16 protein-coding genes are annotated in these 19,700 nt (G+C 64.4%); 10 read left to right on the plus strand and 6 right to left on the minus strand.

Annotated features, from left to right (window positions below):
* Positions 1–4 precede the first annotated feature (4 nt).
* The 9 genes from BT115_RS06020 to BT115_RS06060 all read left to right on the plus strand — a co-directional run bounded on the left by BT115_RS06020 (position 5) and on the right by BT115_RS06060 (position 11,467).
* Entirely contained in the window at positions 5–775 is a 771-nt protein-coding gene (locus tag BT115_RS06020) for a class I SAM-dependent methyltransferase (protein ID WP_072321572.1), read from the plus strand.
* A complete protein-coding gene (locus BT115_RS06025; protein ID WP_072321573.1) occupies positions 775–1,803 on the plus strand; it encodes a quinone-dependent dihydroorotate dehydrogenase in 1,029 nt (342 codons plus the stop codon). The genes BT115_RS06020 and BT115_RS06025 overlap by 1 nt, the downstream gene beginning before the upstream one ends.
* 17 nt (positions 1,804–1,820) lie before the next feature.
* Complete coding sequence (murB, locus tag BT115_RS06030) at positions 1,821–2,840, plus strand: UDP-N-acetylmuramate dehydrogenase (protein WP_072321574.1); 1,020 nt, start codon at positions 1,821–1,823, stop codon at positions 2,838–2,840.
* 201 nt (positions 2,841–3,041) lie between these two features.
* Positions 3,042–4,157, plus strand: a complete 1,116-nt coding sequence (locus BT115_RS06035; protein WP_072321575.1) for an RHS repeat-associated core domain-containing protein — start codon at positions 3,042–3,044, stop codon at positions 4,155–4,157.
* A gap of 238 nt (positions 4,158–4,395) precedes the next feature.
* On the plus strand, positions 4,396–5,247 hold the full coding sequence (locus BT115_RS06040) for a hypothetical protein (protein WP_072321576.1): 852 nt from the start codon (positions 4,396–4,398) through the stop codon (positions 5,245–5,247).
* 47 nt (positions 5,248–5,294) lie between these two features.
* Complete coding sequence (locus BT115_RS06045) at positions 5,295–6,140, plus strand: hypothetical protein (protein WP_072321577.1); 846 nt, start codon at positions 5,295–5,297, stop codon at positions 6,138–6,140.
* 689 nt (positions 6,141–6,829) lie between these two features.
* Positions 6,830–7,207 (plus strand): hypothetical protein, encoded by a 378-nt coding sequence (locus tag BT115_RS18865; protein WP_255369357.1) that lies wholly within the window; start codon positions 6,830–6,832, stop codon positions 7,205–7,207.
* 204 nt (positions 7,208–7,411) lie between these two features.
* Positions 7,412–9,571 (plus strand): polyphosphate kinase 1, encoded by a 2,160-nt coding sequence (gene ppk1 / locus BT115_RS06055; protein WP_072321579.1) that lies wholly within the window; start codon positions 7,412–7,414, stop codon positions 9,569–9,571.
* A gap of 171 nt (positions 9,572–9,742) precedes the next feature.
* Complete coding sequence (locus BT115_RS06060; RefSeq protein ID WP_072321580.1) at positions 9,743–11,467, plus strand: GGDEF domain-containing protein; 1,725 nt, start codon at positions 9,743–9,745, stop codon at positions 11,465–11,467.
* A 328-nt stretch (positions 11,468–11,795) separates the two neighbouring features.
* Here BT115_RS06060 and BT115_RS06065 read toward each other — a convergent pair whose 3' ends face one another.
* The 4 genes from BT115_RS06065 to BT115_RS06080 are packed head-to-tail and all read right to left on the minus strand — an operon-like array spanning position 11,796 to position 16,432.
* Complete coding sequence (locus tag BT115_RS06065; RefSeq protein ID WP_072321581.1) at positions 11,796–14,057, minus strand: thiamine pyrophosphate-dependent enzyme; 2,262 nt, start codon at positions 14,055–14,057, stop codon at positions 11,796–11,798.
* A gap of 21 nt (positions 14,058–14,078) precedes the next feature.
* The gene (locus BT115_RS06070; RefSeq protein ID WP_072321582.1) at positions 14,079–14,696 is read right to left on the minus strand and encodes a glutathione S-transferase family protein; all 618 of its coding nucleotides are present in this window, start codon (positions 14,694–14,696) and stop codon (positions 14,079–14,081) included.
* A 22-nt stretch (positions 14,697–14,718) separates the two neighbouring features.
* Positions 14,719–15,255, minus strand: coding sequence for a GNAT family N-acetyltransferase (locus BT115_RS06075; RefSeq protein ID WP_072321583.1), 537 nt, complete (start codon positions 15,253–15,255; stop codon positions 14,719–14,721).
* A 7-nt stretch (positions 15,256–15,262) separates the two neighbouring features.
* Positions 15,263–16,432 (minus strand): acyl-CoA dehydrogenase family protein, encoded by a 1,170-nt coding sequence (locus BT115_RS06080; protein ID WP_072321584.1) that lies wholly within the window; start codon positions 16,430–16,432, stop codon positions 15,263–15,265.
* A 202-nt stretch (positions 16,433–16,634) separates the two neighbouring features.
* On the opposite strand from BT115_RS06080, the gene BT115_RS06085 reads away from it, so the two are divergent.
* On the plus strand, positions 16,635–17,510 hold the full coding sequence (locus BT115_RS06085) for a DMT family transporter (protein ID WP_072321585.1): 876 nt from the start codon (positions 16,635–16,637) through the stop codon (positions 17,508–17,510).
* Positions 17,511–17,665: 155 nt separating this feature from the next.
* Here the strand turns inward: BT115_RS06085 and BT115_RS06090 are convergent, their stop codons facing one another.
* On the minus strand, positions 17,666–18,604 hold the full coding sequence (locus BT115_RS06090) for a 5'-nucleotidase (protein ID WP_072321586.1): 939 nt from the start codon (positions 18,602–18,604) through the stop codon (positions 17,666–17,668).
* 63 nt (positions 18,605–18,667) lie between these two features.
* Positions 18,668–19,426, minus strand: coding sequence for an NAD kinase (locus BT115_RS06095; protein WP_072321587.1), 759 nt, complete (start codon positions 19,424–19,426; stop codon positions 18,668–18,670).
* Positions 19,427–19,700: the final 274 nt, after the last annotated feature.

The following is a 19,700-nucleotide window of genomic DNA, read 5'->3' on the forward strand; positions in this document are numbered from 1 at the left end:
TGCCATGACTGACCTGCGCTCCACGGAACGTTTTTCCGATCGCGTCGAGGACTACGTCCGCTACCGTCCGGACTATCCGCGCGCGCTGGTCGATTGGCTGTATGGCCTCGGCGTCCATGCGGACTGGTCCGTCGCGGACATCGGCGCCGGTACGGGCATCTCCAGCAAGCTGTTCCTCGACGCCGGTCACCGCGTGACCGGCGTCGAGCCGAATACAGCCATGCGCGAAGCCGCAGAACGATGGCTTGCCGCGGACGCGCGCTTTCATGCCGTGAATGGCAGCGCCGAAGGCACCGGCCTGCCAGAAGGCTCCGTCGATCTCGTGATTGCCGGGCAGGCGTTCCACTGGTTCGACACCGAAAAGGTACGCGCAGAATTTGCGCGCGTGCTTTCGCCACGAGGGCTCGTCGCCGTCTTCTGGAACACGCGTCGCCTCGTAGGTACACCGTTTCTCGAAGGCTACGAGCGCTTGCTGCACGAATACGGCGTGGACTATGTGGGTGTCGCCGAGCGCTATGCCGACGACGACAGCATGGCCCGCTGGTTCGGGCGCGGCTACCGCGGCATGGCGTCGTTTCCGCATGGACAGAAACTCGACGAAGAAGCGCTGCGCGGTCGTTTGATGTCATCGTCATACGCACCCAAGCCGGGCCATCCCAACCACGAGCCGATGCTCCGCGCTTTGCATGCCCTGTTCGAGGCGACACAGGACGGCGGCACCATCGACTTCGACTACGACACCCGCGTCTTTGCGGGTCGCCCGGAACACGCCTGATGTACGAACTGATCCGACCCCTGCTCTTCGCATTGGACGCGGAGACCGCGCACGGTCTCACGCTCTACGCCTCGGACGTCGCGCAGCGCAGCGGGCTGTCGGGCTTCATTGCCAAGCCGCCCGCGGACCTGCCCGTGCGGGTGTTCGGTATCGACTTCCCTAACCCGGTCGGTCTGGCAGCAGGTTTGGACAAGAACGGCGCCCACCTCGACGGCCTCGCCGCGCTGGGCTTCGGCTTCGTCGAGATCGGGACCGTCACGCCGCGGCCACAGGCCGGCAATCCCAAGCCACGTATGTTCCGCCTGCGGCACCATGAAGCCGTCATCAATCGACTGGGCTTCAACAACGACGGTATCGACGCGCTGGTAAGCAACGTTGAAAAAGCCACATTCCGCGGCGTGCTCGGCATCAATATCGGCAAGAACAAGGACACGCCCAACGAGCGCGCGATCGACGATTACCTGATCTGCCTCGAACGTGCGTATCCGCTTGCCAGCTACGTCACCGTCAACATCTCATCGCCGAACACTCAAGGCTTGCGCGACCTGCAGGAAGAGGAAACGCTGCGCCGCTTCATCGGAACACTGCGCGAGGCACAGGAACGCCTCGGTGCGCAGCATGGCAAACGCAAACCGATGCTGCTCAAGATCGCGCCCGATCTCACCGAGACCGAACTCGACGCCATCGCCGAGGTGCTGCTCGCTTCCGGGATCGACGGCGTCATCTGCACGAATACCACCATCGACCGAGCCGACGTGGCGGGCGATCCGGCCGCGAACGAGACCGGCGGTCTTTCCGGCCGACCTCTGTTCGCGAAGTCCACCGGGGTTCTGCGCGGCATGCGCGCTCGTCTTGAAAACAGACTACCGATCGTTGGCGTAGGCGGCATTCTCGATGGCGACACGGCGGCCGAAAAAATGGCCGCGGGTGCCTCACTGGTACAGGTCTACACCGGGTTGGTCTACCGCGGCCCGGCACTGATCGCCGAAGCGGTCTCTGAAATTCGTCGTCGTGGGATGGCCGCATGAACAACGCTCCGGTAGACATGGGCGGCTTCACGCTTGCCAGCGACGCCGCTCTGGGTGGCCGCAATACGCTGCGGGTGGACGCGCGAGCGCGCCTGCTCGCGGAAGTGCGCGACCCGACGAAGATTCCCGAACTGCTGGCCTACCCTGCCGTGAAAGCCGGCAAGGTGCTCGTGCTGGGCGAAGGCAGCAACGTGCTCATCAAGGGCGACTACGACGGCACCGTACTCGCCATGGCGACGCGCGGCGTGGAGACCTTCCAGCGCGACGATCGTGTATTGATCCGAGTCGCTGCCGGCGAACGTTGGGACGACTTCGTGCGCTGGTCGCTGGGCCAGGGCTTTGCAGGCCTGGAAAACCTGATCCTCATTCCGGGCACCGTGGGTGCGTCGCCCATCCAGAACATCGGCGCGTACGGCGTCGAAGTCGCGGAGTTCATCGACACGGTCGAAGCCTGGGATACGCACAAAGGCGAATTCGTGGTGCTCGACAAGGCCGCCTGCGCGTTCTCGTATCGCGATTCCACGTTCAAGCAGCAGGCGGGTCGGTGGATCGTCGTGGCCGTGACGTTCGCCCTTCCGCGCGAAAGACCGCTGTCGCTGGATTACGCAGGCATCCGCGAGGAAGTGGAGAAGATGGGCGTCGCGCGTGCCACGCCCTATCACGTGGCGGAAGCCGTCGTCCGCCTGCGTTCGCGCAAGCTGCCCGACCCTGCCGTGATCGGCAACGCCGGCAGCTTTTTCAAGAACCCCATCGTGCCGATGGCGAAGGCGGAAGCACTCGCGCTGGCGCACCCCGGCCTGCCGGTCTGGCCACATGCCGGCGGCACAGCCAAGATCTCTGCCGGCTGGCTCATCGAGGCCGCAGGCTTCAAGGGCGAGCGCGATGGCGACGCGGGCATGTCCAACCGGCACGCCCTGGTGCTGGTGAACCACGGCAAGGCCACCGGGCCACAGCTGTGGGCCTTCGCGCAGAAGGTCATCGCAGGCGTGCAGTCGAAGTTCGGCGTGATCCTGGAGCCGGAGCCGTTGGTCGTTTGAATGGCGGATTGCCAGGAGATTCCGTTTTCGCGTGCCGGTTCCACTCGACGCCTCATAAGGCGTCCGTTACCGTGACCCCTGCCGGTCGTGGGAGCTCGGCCCCAAGGAGCAGACCGCTTGTAGCGCTTGCGTGCGATACGTCCCGGCAGACCCCGGCGGACGCGTAGCCGTGCATGAACACGCGAACAGGGAGGTCGCACCGTGGTCTTCGAAACACATATCTACGACGCTTATGGCAACCGGGCCGGCGCCATCGCGCACGCCCGTGCCGCGTACACCGGCGAGATTCGGGAAGACGGCACCGGCTGGTACGTGCTTGGAATGCGCGTGTACGTCCCGGCGATGCGTCGCCTCCTGAGTCCCGACGACACCAGTCCATTCGGCAGCGGCGGCATCAACAGATACGCGTATTGCGGCGGGGATCCCATCGGCAGGAGCGACCCCAGCGGCCGTTCCTGGTGGTCCTGGGTTGCCTCCACGATGGACCGGATCGAACTGCCGATCACGACGGTGCGCCGCCCTTCGGGAAGTCACGACGCATTTACGACTCCGAAGTTGGCGGCAACGTCCGTGTTGCGCCCCGAGTCGGCTGCATTGCGCACTGCGATACGAAGGGGCGCCCCATTGGACGAGCTCGTGGGAGAGGTTCGCAGCTACGGAAATGCCCGCGTGCCAGTCAGCGGACCAGGCAGTCAACAGACTCGCATGCTCTTCGGCACTGACTTTCCAGGTGTGCAGTGGCCGCGCGTCGGCAAGACCTTATCGGCCACACTATTCACGCCGGACAGGCGCACTATCCATGTCATTACGGGACCCCGCGCGTTCAGCAACGACCCGAAGCGCGCAAGCCGTGCGGCCCGTGGCATCACATATCCACACTGGCTCGAACGAACCAACGACAACGGGGGCATTCAGTTCGCTGCCACCACTCCCGTCAATTTGAGCTACATGCGATCCCTGAAAAACTACATCGATGCTGCGCATCCCGGTGTTCCCATCACCATGTTTGCGGGAGCTCATGGTGGCCAGGGCATGAAAGTCTGGGAGACCGATGGCAGAAGGAAACATCTTGAGCAGCGATTCTTCGACTCGGTCGAAAGGAAAGTCAACGATCTCCGATGGTCGGTCACATTGGTGAATTACGCTGATGTCAACGCCAAGGATATGCGTAACCACATGCAGTACGGCAAAGGTGTCGGCATTCACTTTACCTGTTACGGTGCTACCGACCTTGTGCTCATGCAAGCGCTCAATATCACCGACGTGACTTCCCGCTCTCTTCATCCGGTACCCGTCCCCGACGCCCCGTCGCCTTGACGTGAAACGGCGGCATGCATTCGCAACTTGCGCAACCGGGAGCGGCCGTCGTCGGCGTTAATTGCTACGCACCGTAGCGACGTGGCTTTGCGGTCCGTTCGCCATCGTGACGCATAGTCAGTCGATCAGGACGCGAGTCGCATCAGATTGCCGAAATGACGCACCCTACGCTGATCGGCCTATGGTTGTCGCCGCGCCAACGATGAAAAGTACATCGAACGGAAGCGAGGAGCGTGTCATGCCAAGGATCGGAATCGTACTTCTTGCCGTCATCGCTATCACGGGATGCATACGGCCCCAGACCCCGCCCACCGGCACGACCGGCAGGCTCGTGTTCTATGCAGGGAACGACGGCCAGGGCAAGGTCGTCTGTACCGTGCCCGTCAAAGACGGCACGTTCCTGAGGTCGACGTTCGCCGAACGCGGCTGCGGCAACGACGAGATCCATTCGCTGCGGTACGAAAATGCAAAACGGGATGCCGCACTCTGGATCTACGACGATCAAAACTGCGGCGACAGCAGCGACAACGCGGTCATCACCTTCACCGCGTCGGCCCCGTCGACCTTGGTGAAAACCTTCGATGAGAGCGGAACGCATAAGGGATATGACATCACCTACTCGCATCCCAACGAAGACAAGGGCGAGGCATCCTGCTTTATCGTGAACGTGCCCGGGACGGGACCCCAGGCGAACACTGGCTTGGGTAAAGGCGCGAAGGCTGTGGGGTTCGTGAGGTTCTATGAGGGTTATAACGGCTCGCAGGACAATTTCTGTTCGTACACCATCAACACCTTGCCCTATTTTCACCAGGGCAAGCCCTGCAAGAACGATGAAGCAAAGTCGTTGAAGTACGAGAACGTGCCGGCTGGCAGCACCGTCTACGTCTACGACAATCCAAATTGCGACCAAGGAGACGACTGGGCAGTCATGTCGACGATCCGGTTTGCCAACCCCCGTATCGTCGTGTGGAACTTCGAAGACAACGATCCTGATGACGCGTACGCCATTCGGTACCACAGGCAGGATGGCAATCTCGACGGGAAGGTATCTTGCGTCATCATCGACATCCCGTCACCGCCGGGCAGGTGAGGGGATGCGACGGTCCATCGACCTATGGGTTTCTTGAGGAGCGCGTCATGCCAAGGATCGGAACCGTACTTCTTGCCGTTATCGCGATCGCGGGATGCGTGCGGCCCCCGCCCACCGGTACGACCGGCAGGCTCGTGTTCTATGCAGGAAACGACGGCCAGGGCAAGGTCGTCTGCACCGTGCCGGTCAAAGACGGCACGTTACTGAGGTCGACGTTCGCCGAACGCGGCTGTGGCAACGACGAGATCCATTCGCTGCGGTACGAAAATGCAAAACAGGATGCCGCACTCTGGATCTATGACCGGCCCGACTGTGGCGATAGCGAAGACAACACGGTGATCACATTCACCGCGTCGGCCCCGTCGGTCGTGGTGAAAACCTTCGACGAGAGCAAAACGCAGAAGGGATATGACATCAACTACTCGCATCCCAACAGAGACAAGGGCAAGGCGTCCTGTTTCATCGTGAACGTGCCCGGGACGGGGCCTCAGGCGAACACCGGCCTGGGTAAAGGGGCGAAGGCCGTGGCTTTCGTGAGGTTCTACGAAGGCTACGGCGCCTCACAGAGCAATATCTGCACGTACATTACCAACACGCTTCCATTCTTCGTGAAGGAGCGTATCTGCAAGAACGATGAGGCGAAATCGGTAACATTCGAGAACACTCCGCCGGGCAGCGTCGTCTACGTCTACGACAACCCCAATTACGCAGAAAGCGACGATTATTCACACATAGTTACGCTTCGCGAAGCGACGCCCCGCATCGTCGTATGGTACTTCGAGGTCACCGAAACCAAGCCGGAATACGCCATTCGGTACTATTGGGAAGACGGCAGACTTGACGGGAAGGTCTCCTCCATCATCATCGACCTCCCCAGGCCACCGGGCAGGTAGCGGTACGCAGCAGGGACGAGAACCCAACCATGGCAATAACAATCCGACGTTACGACGCGTACGGCAGCCTTGGCCATGTCCCGCGAAAGGCACTCACGGCGTTTGCTGGCAACCGTGTCGAAGAGGAGACGGGTTGCTATGCACTGGATAGTCGCACTTACTCTCCCGGCCTACGCCGATTCCTCAGTGCAGACTCTGCCAGCCCTTTTGGCGACGGAGGCCTGAATCGCTACACCTATTGCGGGGGCGATCCCGTCAACCGCGTCGATCCCAGCGGCAGCTCCTGGTGGACGTGGTTGAAGACGCAGTTTTCGCTTCGAGGCTCCGACTTGAGCTCGCAGACACCCACAACATTCGCGCAAACGGTCGTGGCGCAGATGGATACAACGCCGAAGGCCAGGTTGGCCTGGGTCACAGGGGCAGGCGCCGGAAGCACAAAACATGACGCTCTCGGGCTGCTGAGAACGGGTTTGGATGCCCGCAGAGGGCGAATCCCATCTTCGTCGCAGCGGGCGAAGAGTCTGCCATCGAATCAGCCTCGCGCCGGCCGGGTAACTATCGTGAGACCCAACACGAGCCCTCCGCACAGCCGCGGGCACGCACCGCAAGATAGAGTTCGCATCAAACCTGCATGGAAGGCCTTCAGCGTCGACAACGACAAATCCACCCAATGGGTCGTGGACAGTGCCATGCTGCACGACGATATCGATCCTGTGCTGAAAGAGATCGCCAAATTCCAGACCAACCCCGCTGACCCTATCCCTGTCTATATCCTCAGTGGCGTACATGGCCGGCGGGACGGCATGAACTGGCCTGACTACAAGCGTGGGTATCCACTCCACAACGATCACCTTCGCAGGGAAGAGGAACGACGCCCTTATTACGCCCACGTCGCACGCAGCGGAAAAAACACGATCTTCGATAATCTGGCTGGTATCACCGAGCACGAAATGATCGAGAAGCTGCGTCGACGAGGCCATACCATCCATGCGTACTGCTTCAGTGCCGCGGACGCCGTGGTGATGAACCATTTGCAGGTCGCAGAGGTCACGGTACGCGTTCCGTGACTTGTTACGGCGCGGTGCCAACCGGAAGGGCGCTTCACCGAGCCCGCCCCGCATATCATTCGGGATCAAAGCGATAGCTGGCGGGCCGTGGCGCCCACGCCAGACCGGCTGTCACACATCTGCAAGGCTACGGTCATACGCTCCCCGCCGGGCGGCGTACCATCGGGGCGTCGCAACCCGCGACGAGGATGTTTTTTGGACACGATGACGCCACCCACCGAATCCGCCATTCCCGCCGCCAAATCCTCCAGCAGGCCGCAGGTGCCCGCGGAGACACCGGACGTCGACCTCAACGATCCCAGCCTCTACGTCCATCGCGAGCTGTCGCAGTTGCAGTTCAACATTCGCGTTCTCGACCAGGCGCTGGATGAGTCCAAGCCGCTGATCGAGCGGCTGAAGTTCCTGCTTATCTTCTCGGCGAACATGGACGAGTTCTTCGAGATCCGCGTGGCGGGTCTCAAGCAACAGATCGCGTTCGACCACGAGGTGATCGGCGCCGACGGCATTCCGCCGCGCCGCGTGCTCGCCGAAATCGCCGAAGTGGCACATCGGCAGATCGAACGCCAGTACCAGATCCTCAACGAGAAGATCCTGCCCGCGCTGGCGCAGGAGGGCATTCGCATCGTCCGCCGCAACCAGTGGACGCACAAGCAGAAGCTTTGGGTGCGCCGCTATTTCCGCCACGAAGTGGCGCCCCTGGTCACGCCGATCGGCCTGGACCCGACGCATCCCTTTCCCCGACTGGTCAACAAGAGCCTGAACTTCATCGTGCAGCTCGAAGGCACCGATGCCTTCGGTCGCGACTCCGGCCTGGCCATCGTGCCTGCGCCGCGCATTCTCCCGCGCCTCATGCGCTTGCCTGCGGAGGTCTGCGAAGGTGGCGACAACTACGTGCTGCTGTCTTCGATCATCCACGCCCATGCCGACGACCTGTTTCCCGGCATGCGCGTGCTCGGTTCCTATCAGTTCCGTCTCACCCGCAACGCCGACCTCACCATCGATCCAGAAGACGTCGAGGATCTTGCGCGCACCTTGCGCGGCGAGCTGTTCTCGCGCCGGTACGGCGACGCGGTACGTCTGGAGGTGGCGGACAACTGCCCGAAGCCGCTGGTCGACTACCTGCTCAAGCAGTATTCCCTCGAGGCGGACGCGCTTTACGAAGTGAACGGACCGGTGAACCTCGCCCGTCTGTTCGAAATGACCTTGCAGCCCGCCTATGCGCGCCTGCAGTTCCCTGCCTTCGTACCCGCCCTGCCCAAGGCGCTGGCCGAAGCGGAAGACATGTTCTCGGTGGTCGGCAAGCAGGACATCCTGCTGCTCCATCCGTTCGAATCGTTCTCGCCGGTGGTGGATTTCCTGCGCCAGGCGGCGAAAGACCCGCAGGTGCTCACGATCAAGCAGACGCTCTACCGCAGCGGTGCCAATTCCGAGATCGTGGACGCACTGGTAGAGGCCGCGAGGGCGGGCAAGGAAGTCACCGCCGTGGTCGAACTTCGCGCGCGCTTCGACGAGGAATCCAACCTCACCCTTGCCTCGCGCCTACAGCAGGCCGGCGCGGTGGTCACCTATGGCGTCGTGGGCGTGAAGACGCACGCGAAGCTGATGCTCGTGCAGCGCCGGGAGAACGGCAAGCTGGTGAGCTATGCGCACCTCGGTACCGGCAATTATCACTCGGGCAACGCGCGCCTCTATACCGACTACAGCCTGCTCACGTCCGACGAAGCGCTGTGCGACGACGTGCATCGCCTGTTCCGCCTGCTCACGGGCATGGGCAAGGCGCTGAAGATGAAGCGCATGCTCTACGCGCCCTTCACCCTGAAGAAAGGGCTGCTCGATCTCATCGCGCGGGAAGCGACGCACGCCGCCGCCGGTCGCAAGGCCGAGATTGTCTGCAAGGTCAACGCGGTCACCGACCCGAAACTGATCCGCGCGCTGTACCGGGCCAGCCAGGCGGGCGTGAAGATCGAACTCATCGTCCGTGGCATGTGCTGCCTGCGCGCCGGTATTCCGGGTGTGTCGCAGAACATCCGGGTTCGCTCGGTGGTGGGTCGTTTCCTTGAGCACAGCCGGGTCTACTGGTTCCACAACGACGGCGAGCCGGCCCTTTATCTGGCCAGTGCCGACCTCATGGAACGCAACCTGGAACGCCGCGTCGAGACCTGCTTCCCGATCGAGGGCAAGAAGCTGCGCCAGCGCGTCCGCCGGGAGCTGGACGTCTACCTCAGCGACAACCACTCGGCCTGGGTGCAGCAGCCCGACGGCACCTACGTGCTGCTCCAGCCCGCAGCGGGACAGCCCGTACGGGATGCCCAGACCCAGTTGCTGGAGCGCTTCGGCGGGATTGCCGCGCCCACGGCCGGTTGAGCACCGCTCCGCAAGGCGCTCAACCGGTCGATTAGCCCGAACGGCCAAGGCGACAACGCGCCGCGCCCAGGGCACAATGCAGGCGCTTTTCCAGGGGATACGGGCTTTCGATCGAACGCTTCCGGATCCACGCCGAGCGCCTTGGCGCGCACGCTAGCCGCAGGAACCGGAATGAGCTTCTGCAACCGGCAGCACCCGTGGTTTCTTCGCCTTCTTCAGGCGATGGCCGCGTGCTGTCTGTGGGCGGCCGGCGCGGCGGGAGCGGCGACGACGATCACCACCCACTGGCGCGAGGCCAGGTCGGGCGACGTACCGGCGGAGATCCTGCGGGAGGCCGCGGCGCGCCCCCTGCCCTCCTTCGATCCCGAAAATCTGCAGATCCTTCCCAACGCCCCTTCCGGCACCTGGGTCGTCGTCCGCGCCCTGCCACCGTGGACCACCGACGAGCGTGTGCTGAGCGTGCGGCATCCAGGGCTCGGTGCGGTCTCCCTCTACGACGAGAACCGGCTGATCGCGACGACGTCACTGGATGACTTCGGGCCGCCCCTGCACGGACACGGGCGGCTCATCTTCAACATACCCGCCTCGATTCCGGCATCCCGGCCGCTGCTGCTGAAGTTCGAGGCCAGTACGGCACCGCCGGGCGCGGTGACCATCAAACTGTCGTCATGGCCGGACTACCTGCGCGACGACGGCGGCTGGATGGTGTTCGCCACCGGCTGCCTTGCCGTGATGATGACGATGGCGCTGATGGCGCTGTGCTTCACGCTGATCCTGCGCGACATGACCTTCGGCTGGTACGCCGCGTACCTGATCTGCTATGCCCTGATCCAGGGGCTACGCTCCGGCTTCGTCTATCACCCTCTGGAGTTGCAGGGGCTCGCAGGCATAGCGGATGCGCTGGGTGCGGCGGCCACCGCACTCTCGGTATCGTTCGCCGCCTTGTTCATGCTGCGCTTCGCGAAGGTAGACGAGTACGTACCGCTGTTGCGGATACCGGTGCTCGGATTTGCCGTGGTGATGCCCGTGCTGATCGTGCTGCGCGCGAGCGGCGTCGAGTTGCTCGTCGGCATGGCGCAACTGCTGCTCCAGCCGCTCGTGCTGCTCGGTGCCTTGCTGTTCGTGATAGCCGCCGCCATCGCCGCATCGCGCGGTTCGCGCTACGCCTGGTTCTTCCTCGTGGGGTGGACGCCGTTGCTGGTGCTTACCGCGCTTTGCGGCGCGCAACAGCAGGGGATGCTTGCCAGCGCCCCCTGGCTGCCTGACGCCGCGATCGCCGCAGGCGCGTTCGAAGCCATCGTGCTTTCCATCGGCCTGTCCGATCGTGCGCTTACGATCCGCCACGATCGCGACCGAGCACGCGAACTGGCGGACAGCGATCCACTCACTGGCCTGCTCAACCGCCGCGCCTGGACCGAAGCGGCACAGACGGTGCTCGAACAAGGGCTGGCGCGTCCCGTCGCCGTGCTGTTCTTCGATCTGGACCACTTCAAGGAACTCAACGACATGCATGGGCACGCTAGCGGCGATCGTGCTCTCGTGGCCGTAGCCGCCGCGCTACGCCACGAGCTGCGGCCGTCCGACCTGCTCGGGCGCTATGGGGGCGAGGAGTTCGTGGCGCTGCTGCAAGGCGTGGACAAGGAAAACGCCATGCAGATCGCTACTCGCCTGTGCCGACGCGTGCACCGCCTCGAGGTGCACATCGGATCGGCGGAAGTGCTGCTCACCGTGTCGATCGGCGTCGCGATGCGCACGCCGTCGGACAGCGTGCAATCGCTGGTCGAGCGCGCCGATACGGCGATGTACTCGGCCAAGCTGTCCGGTCGCAACCGGGCGGTGTGCGCAGGGCACGGCCCGGTGCTGGTGCGCCGGACAGATGCCAAGGCGGCGCAGTAACGACGAAGCGCATGTGCAGAGCCGCCATGGTGGAAGCAAACGGAGCGCATTGTGGGAGCCGCTACAGCGGCGAGAAGCCAACGAAGCGATGACGCCGAAACCCACATCGCCCAGCCCTACATCACCAAACCTCAAGGCAAGCTTTCCCTCGCCGCCATGGCGGCTCCCACAACAGTAGCGCGGTGGGAGCCACCCTGGTGGCGATAAGCCAACGAAGCGGTGTAGCCGTGAGGCAGGCCCCATCGCCAGCAGGCTGGCTCCCACCGGCAGGGTGGCAACCGACAGGGTGGTCCCGCCGGCAAGCTTGGCCTCGCCGCCGTGGCGGCTCCTACAGGGCGGTGGCAGCAGCCACGATGTCGTCATCGCCCGGCAGGACCAGGAACGCCGCACCGGCCAATGGCGTGAAGGTATCCGCGCCCACCACGCGATGCAGCGGCAGATGCCCCAGGCCGGCTTCCACGATCGCCGTAATGACGCCCTCGCCCACGCCCGCACTCTTGCGCCCCTCGTCCACCACGAGGATCCGCTTCGCATTCGCGGCCTGCGCGGCGATGAAGGCATCGTTGAGCGGCACCAGCCAGCGCAGGTCCACCACGCGCACCTTCCAGCCCTGCTGCGCCTCGATGCGGCGCGCGGCACGCAGGCTCATCGGCACGCCGTTGCCGAAGGTGAAGATCACCAGATCGTCGGCGTCTTCCGCATACACACGACCCTCGCCAAGCGGCATGAATTCACTCGGCGCGGGATAGGCGAACTGCCATTGGCCATCGCCCGCCTCGTATAGATCCTTGGTCATGTACAGCGCGATCGGTTCGAGGAACGCAGTGACGCGACCGTCGACCTTCGCCAGCGCGGCGAGCGTACGCAGCATGGTCGCGGCGTCGTCGCCCCGGCTCGGACAACCGACGACGAGACCCGGAATGTCACGCAGCGCCGCGATGGAATTGTCGTTGTGGAAATGCCCGCCGAAGCCACGCTGGTAACCCAGCGAGGCGACGCGCATCAGCATCGGATTGCGATACTGGCCGTTGGAGAAGAATTGCAGCGACGCCGCCTCGCCGCGAATTTGATCGCAGGCATTATGGAAGTAGGCCAGATACTGGATCTCCGGCAGCGGCAGCATGCCCATGTTGGCGTAGCCCTGCGCGAGGCCGAGAATCATCGTCTCGTCCAGCAAAGTGTTGAACACCCGCGCGTTACGGAACGCTTTGTGCAACCCCTTCGTCACCGTGTACACGCCACCCTTCTGCGCGACGTCCTCGCCGAACAGCAGGCTTTCCGGATACTTCGCCATCAGGTCGTGCAATGCCTGACCGATCTGGATCGCGAGATGCCGCGGCGGCTGGTTCTCCGGCAGCTTGTCGGCACCGCCGAAGACGCGTTCGCGCTCGGCGGCATCGGCGGTGCGCTCCGCTTCAGCGCGCACGGCATCCGGCGTATACGGCGCCAGCGGCGCCATCACCTCGTCGAGCGCGCCCAGCTTCGGGCGACGATCCGCTTCGTCCGCGGCATCGAAACAGCGCTTGCGGATGGCTTCATACAGATCGAGCAGCGACTGGCGATCGTACAAGCCGGAGGCGAGCGCGATGTCCGCGCTGCGCAGCAACGGATCGGTGGCCTCCAGCGTTACCAGCTCTTCCACGGAGCGCCATTCGATCTCGAAGTCGGTGCCTGCGTGGCCCATGATCCGCGTAGTGCCCAGGTGCAGGAAGGTGGGCCGGCGGGTCGTTCGGCAATGCGTCACCGCGCGTTCCACCGCACCGTAGCCCGCGGCGAGATCGAGGCCATCGGCATAGAAATAATCGAGGTCGGCGCGATGACGGAAATTGTTCGCCACCCAGCCGCTTGGCGTCTTCACCGAGATGCCGATGCCGTTGTCCTCGCAGACGAAGAGCACCGGGGCCGGCAGCTTCTGGTACGCCGTCCAGGCGGCGGCGTTGAACGCGGTTTGCGCCGTGGCGTGGTTCGACGATGCATCGCCGAACGAGCAGATGGCAATGGCGTCGTCGGGTATCGGCAACGCATGACCGATGCGACGGGCCTGTTCGATGGCGACGGCCGTTCCGAGCGCCTTGGGCAGATGCGAGGCGATGGTAGACGTCTGCGGCAGCACCCACAGCGGCTTGCTGCCCCACACCTTGTGCCGGCCACCGGACGCCGGATCCTCGCTGCTGGCGGCGAACGACAGCGCGGAATCCATCACGGGGTCCATGCCGGGCAGCTTGCGGAAGCGCTCGGCCATGAAACCGCCACTGCGGTAATGCAGAAACGCCGGGTCGGTGTGGCGAGTGAGCCGCGCCACCATGGCGTTACCCTCGTGACCCGACGAACCGATCGTGTAGAACACCTTGTTCTGCACGCGCAGCACGCGCGCCATCAGGTCGAGGTGGCGGCTGATCAACTGCGATTCGAACAGCTCGCGGAAACCGCGCGCGTCCAGTGCGCTGCCGGGCAGCACGGGCTCGTCGTCACGCGGCGCAGCAGCGGCGTGCCCCTGCCACGACTGCACGAACTCCACGAAATTGCGATCGACGATCTCGGCGCGGTTGAAGCCCTTGTGACGGGCGGCGATGGGTTGCGGGACGGACATGGGAGACTCGGAAGGAGAAGGTCAGGCGGCCATCGGCGTGAAGCCAGGCTGCGCGCGAACGCGATCCAGCCAGGCAAGCACGTGAGGCCAGCGGGAAAGTTCGAAGCCGCCATCGGCGGCGCAATGCGTGTACGCGAACAAGGCGATGTCGGCGATACCGAACGCGCCGCCGCTGAACCAGGGTTCCTGCGCAAGATGGCCTTCCATCACGCGCAGCGCATGTTCACCGCCTTCGATGAGCCGTGGGATCTCGGCTTGGCGCGGATGATCTTCGGGCAGCCAGCGGCGGACAAACCGCGCCACCGCCACATAGGGTTCGTGGCTGTACTGCTCGAAGAACATCCATTGCAGGGTGCGTGCGCGTTCCCACGCATCGGCCGGCAGGTAGGGCGTGCCGTCGGCGAGATAACACAGGATCGCGTTGGATTCGGCGAGCCGTCGCCCGTCGGGAAGCACCAGCAGGGGTACCTTGCCATTCGGATTCAGGGCAAGAAATTCGGGCGTGCGTGTGGCGCCGCGCGTGCTGTCGGTCTCGATCCAGCGATAGGGACGACCTAGCATATCCAGCAGCAGTTGCAGCTTGTAGCAGTTGCCGGACGCACGCAGTCCGTACACGGTGGGGAGCTGTTCGGGAGTCAAGGAGGGAGTCTCGCGGTGGGAATCAACGACGGCGGGCAAGCCACTGCTCGCGGGTCTGGCCCCAGAGATCGACCACGTCGCCCTCGAAGGGAGGTGGCAGGGTTCCCGGGCCCAGCAGGGTCGAACCGAGCTTCTTCGCCACGCCGATCGAGGCAAGGTTGTCGGGATTGATCGAGTGGATGATCCGTTCCCAACCGAGGTTCGCGAACGCCCAGTCCATCGACGCCGCGGCACCTTCGGTGGCGTAGCCCTTGCCCCAGGTTTCGCGCACCAGACCCCAGCCGATCTCGTGACCCGGCCACCCTTCCGGCTCCCACGGCCCGAGCCGGCCGACCCAGCGCCCGCTCGCGCGCTCGATCACGGAGAACATGCCGAAGCCGTCGATGCTCCAGCAGCCTGCCATCGTCATGAAGTTGCGCCAGGCCAGCGCGCGCGGCTGCGGGCCGCCGAGAAATCGGCTGACCTCCGGATCGGCCATACATTCGGCCCAGGCATCGAAATCCTCCGCCGCCGTGGGGCGGAGAATCAGCCGGTCGGTCTCAATGCGGAGGCCGTGCATGGCGGCATCAGAACGCGTTGATGCCGGTAAGCTCGCGGCCGACCACCAACTGGTGCACCGTCTCGGTACCTTCGTAGGTGATGACCGATTCCAGGTTCAACGCATGGCGGATCGCCGAATGCTCGGTGGTGATGCCCGCGCCGCCCAGCAGGTCGCGGCACTCGCGTGCCACGTCCAGCGCCATGCGCACGTTGTTCCACTTCGCGAGCGAGACCTGGGTGGGTTGCAGGCGTCCTGCGTCCTTCAGCCGGCCCAGTTGCAGCGACAGGAGCTGCGCCGTGGTGATACGGCGCGCCATGTCCGCCAGCTTGACCTGTACCGCCTGGTTCGCGGACAGCGGACGACCGAACAGAATGCGCTGCCCGGTGTAATCGAGTACTTCCTTGAGGCACGCCTGTGCGGCGCCGATGGGGCCCCAGGTGATGCCGTAGCGGGCCTGGTTGAGGCAGCCCAGCGGGCCCTTCAGGCCCTTGACGTTGGGCAGGCGTGCGCTGTCGGGCACGCGCACGTCGTCAAAGAACAGACCGGACGTGACCGAGGCGCGCAGGCTCATCTTCTTGTGCACTTCCTGTGCGGCAAAACCCTTCGTGGAGGTCGGCACGATGAAGCCCTGGATGCCTTCGTCGGTCTGTGCCCAGACGATGGCGATGTGGGCGAGGTTGCCGTTGGTGATCCACATCTTGGCGCCATTGATGACCCAGTCGCCGCCATCCTTGCGCGCCACCGTCTTCATGTTGGCGGGGTCCGAACCGCCATGCGGCTCGGTCAGGCCGAAGCAGCCGATGACCTCGCCGCGCGCCATGCGCGGCAGGTATTCGCGCTTCTGCTCTTCGGAGCCGTAGGCGAAGATCGGGTACATGCACAGCGAGCTCTGCACGGAGGCGAAGCTGCGCAGGCCGGAGTCGCCGCGTTCGAGTTCCTGGCAGATCAGGCCGTAGCTCACGCCGTTCATGCCGGCGCAGCCGTATTCCTCGGGCAGCGTGGCGCCCAGCAGGCCGAGGTCGGCGATCTCGGGGACCAGCTCGGCTGGGAAGCGGCCCTGGTCGAAGGCATCGCCGATGATCGGCAGGACCTTTTCGTCGACGAAGCGGCCAACGGCGTCCTGCACGGCGCGCTCCTCATCGGTGAGCAGCGAACGGACGTCGTAGAGATCGAGCGGGTCGAGACGTGGGGCCATGCGGGGACTCGTACGTTGGCAGCCGGAAAGCCCACGATTGTAACCACGCCGCCGCGTCCGGTCATGGCGGGGCGCAGCAATCGTCCGTGCCCGACCACGCGCTCCGGGGACAGGCGACCCGAGACCGGGTGGGGTGACGCGAGCCACGGACGTTCACGCCGGACGCGCCATAATGGTCCGTCCCTCGTCGCCGGATCTCCCCATGTTCAAAGGCGTCATTCTCGGCTTCGCCTGCTACGCGGCCTATGCGTGGAGCGACGCCTTCGTCAAGTCGCTGGAAGGCACCCTGCCCGCCTACGAGGCCGTGTTCTTCGGCGCCGTACTGGCCATGGCGGCGTTCCCCTTCCTGAAGAAGCCCGGCGACCGTTGGAGCGAGATCGTCATCTCGAAAATGCCAGGCCTGTGGCTGCTGCGCGCCATGGCCGGCGCCATCGGCAACGTCACCGCCGTGATGGCGTTCACCGCGCTGCCGATGGCCGAGGCGTTCTCGCTGATCTTCCTGCTGCCGATCTTCGTTACGATCCTTTCGGTCGTGTTCCTGCGCGAGCACGTCGGCTGGCGTCGTTGGTCCGCCGTGGTGGTGGGTTTCCTCGGGGTGCTGGTGGTGCTGAGGCCCGGCTTCCGCCACCTCGGCGTGGGCCACGTCGCCGCCATTATCTGCGGCATCACCGGCGCGCTGTCGATCATCGCCCTGCGCATGGCTGGCGCCACCGAAAAACGCATCACGCTCTACGGTGCCGGTGTCATCGGGCCCATGATTGCCGGCTTCATCATGATGCTGCCGCACTTCGTCTGGCCGGACGCGCACCAGTGGTTCCTGGTGCTCGGTTACGGCCTGCTCGCCGCCGCCGGTGCGGTGCTGCTGATGCTCGCGACACAGAACGCACCCGCCAACCGCGTCGCCCCCACCCAGTACAGCCAGATGCTGTGGGCGATCCTGTTCGGCTATCTGCTGTTCCACGACCATCTGGACTGGCCGATGCTGATCGGCATCGTGATGATCCTCGGCGCCGGCCTTTTTACCTTCGTACGCGAGGAAAAGAAAACCAACTGGTGGCGTTGGACGAATATCGTCTAAGAGGCATTGTGGGAGTCGCTATAGCGGCGAGGCAATCCGCCTTACCGCGTCACCGCTCCGTTGGCTTCTCGCCGCCATGGCGGCTCCCACAGGCAGTTTTCCCTCGCCGCTATAGCGGCTCCCACAGGCAGATCGCCTCGCCGCCATGGCGGCCACTACAGGTTCGACACGCCGTGCGGCACGTGCCCGGTCGCCACATGGCGACGCGCGGATTCCACATTCGCCGGAGAATCGTCGAAGAAGATGTCCGCGCCGAAGGCATCCAGGAACGGCCCCTTGTCGCGCCCGCCGAGGAACAGTGCCTCGTCGATGCGCACACCCCAGCGACGCAGCGTAAGAATCACACGCTTGTGCGCCGGTGCCGAGCGCGCCGTGACCAGCGCCGTGCGAATGGGCGAGGTTTCCGCGGGAAAAGCCGCCTGGAGACGATGCAACGCCGCAAGAAAACCCCGGAACGGGCCACCCGACAGCGGCTCTGCCCAGCGCTCCGACTCATTGCGGTGGAAGGCATCGAGACCCTCCTCTCGCGACACGCGCTCGCCTTCGTCACCGAAGATGACAGCGTCGCCGTCGAAGGCGATGCGGAGCTGTTCGCTGGACCGTTGTGGCGCGGTCGATGGCAGGATGGTGGCCGCCGCCACGCCCGCGCGCAACGCGCGGCCAACGTCTTCGGCATTGGCCGAAAGGAACAGATCGGCCTTGAACGGCCCGATGTAATCCGACGTCGGCGCGCCACTGGTGAATGCGGCTCGCGAAATGCCCAACCCGTAGTGCTGAATGGCATTGAAGATGCGCAGCCCGGTGTCGCCGGAATTGCGTGAAAGCAGAATCACCTCCACGGCCGGCAGGTCACCCGACAACGCGTTCAAGCCCAACAGCTTCTGCACCAGCGGAAAGGCCACGCCGGGCTGAAGCAGATCGTCTTCGTGTTCGATCTGATAGGCGCGGTAGGCATCGAGGCCGTCGCGCTCGAACAGCTCGTGGCTGTCGCCCATGTCGAACAGCGCCCGCGACGAGATGGCGACCACCAGGCGGTTGTCGCGCACCGACGCATCGGCGTGGGCATTGGGCGGATTGTCTTCGGGCGAGTTCATGCGCGGGCGTTCCATCGAGACGAGCCGGCGCTCATCGTACACCGGCCACCCGTCACCGATCCGCTAGGGCGCGAACTGCTCGTCGAGAATGCGCTGCTGCAGGTTGTGTTCCGGATCGAACAGCAGGCGCACCGCATGCCGCCGCGACTGCTTGACCTCCACCGAGCGCACGTCGCGTACTTCGTGGAAATCGGCGGTGGCGCTGATCGGGCGCTTGTTCGGATCTTTCGTGTCGAAGCCAACGCGCGTCGCGTGCGGCAGGATCGCACCCCGCCAGCGACGCGGCCGGAAAGGGCTGATCGGCGTCAAGGCCAGGACGTTCGCATCGAGCGGCAAGATCGGGCCATGCGCGGAAAGGTTGTACGCCGTGGAGCCGGCGGGCGTGGACACGAGAATCCCGTCGCAAACCAGCTCGTCCAGCTTCACCTCGCCGTTTAGGCTGACCCGCAGATGCGCCGCCTGGTTGCTCTGTCGCAACAGCGCCACTTCGTTAAAGGCGAGCGCGCGGTGCTCCACGCCATCGCAGCACGTGGTGTGCATTTCCAACGGATGCAGCACCGCCGGGTGCGCCTTCTCGATACGCTCGGGAAGATGGTCGACGTCGTGATGGTTCATGAGAAAGCCGAGCCGGCCGAGCTTCATGCCGTAGAACGGCACGCCGAGGGTCCGATGCGCATGCAGCGTGCGCAGCATGAAGCCGTCGCCACCGAGCGACACGATGATGTCGGCATCGCCAGGCTCCACCCCCCGATAGCGCTTGACGAGGGTGGCGCGGGCCCGCTGGGCCACATCGGTTTCGCTGGCAACGAAGGCTAGGCGCATTGAGGAGTGGGCATCCGGAACCAACACGGAGCTTAGTGCCTAACGCCGTGCAGCGGATAGAGCCCCGCGTTGTAGGAGCCGCCATGGCGGCGAGGGAATTCGCCTCACCGCTACATCGCTTCGTTGGCTTCTCGCCGCTGTAGCGGCTCCTACAACGCAGTACTGTGGGGCGTTCTCGCGAGCTTGTAGGAGCCGCCATGGCGGCGAGGGAATTCGGCCTCGCCGCTACACCGCTTCGTTGGCTTCTCGCCGCCGTAGCGGCTCCCACAGGGTT

The organism is Luteibacter sp. UNCMF366Tsu5.1, assembly GCF_900119235.1.
GTDB classification, from domain to species: domain Bacteria; phylum Pseudomonadota; class Gammaproteobacteria; order Xanthomonadales; family Rhodanobacteraceae; genus Luteibacter; species Luteibacter flocculans.